Below are 585 nucleotides of genomic sequence, written 5' to 3' on the forward strand. Positions count from 1 at the left end.
GATATCTGTTGCTTTTGATGTATCTTTACTATCTAGCACTGCTATGTTAATGTCTCTGAACGTGTTTGGCTTCAACTCTTGAAAAACTACTTGTTCTGTCAGTGACAAAATGTTTTTTTCGTTGTAATGGTAATTCCTAATCCTTCTTGTGCCACACTTAAGGCTGTATCGATGTAATCAACTTCAAATCATATTTGAGGCTTCAAGTTAAAATCTTTAAATAAATCATGGACTTGTACTTCATAACCGCCTCGTCCAAGTATGATATCTTCATCTTGTAAGTCGGGAATACCTATTGTGTCTTTCTGGTATAAAGGATGATTCGAGTGCATAATGACAATCAATTGATCTTTCATTAAGGGTACGATATCAAAATCTTTATCAGGAGGAATAATAATTTCTACATCAATGGATTTACAATATAACCACTCTTTCACTTGATCTACACTTCCTTCTGAGAGCTTGATTCCTTTATATACACAAAACAAAAGTTAATTTCGTCAGAGAGCGTTTCTCTGCATGTCAAAATCGTCGATTAACTAGGTTTTTATTTATAAATGATTGTTAGGGGAAATGTTATTATAC

The 585-nt window shown here is 33.2% G+C and carries 1 protein-coding gene; it reads right to left on the reverse strand.

All coding sequences use genetic code 11. The annotated features are described in order from the left end of the window. Positions 1 to 188: 188 nt before the first annotated feature. A complete protein-coding gene (locus tag RB298_RS19180; RefSeq protein ID WP_328236192.1) occupies positions 189 to 488 on the reverse strand; it encodes a LysR family transcriptional regulator substrate-binding protein in 300 nt (99 codons plus the stop codon). Between the last annotated feature and the right edge of the window lie 97 nt (positions 489 to 585).

Source organism: Priestia sp. BR_2 (genome assembly GCF_041954005.1).
In the GTDB taxonomy this organism is placed as follows: Bacteria; Bacillota; Bacilli; order Paenibacillales; family Paenibacillaceae; genus Paenibacillus_AQ; species Paenibacillus_AQ lautus_A.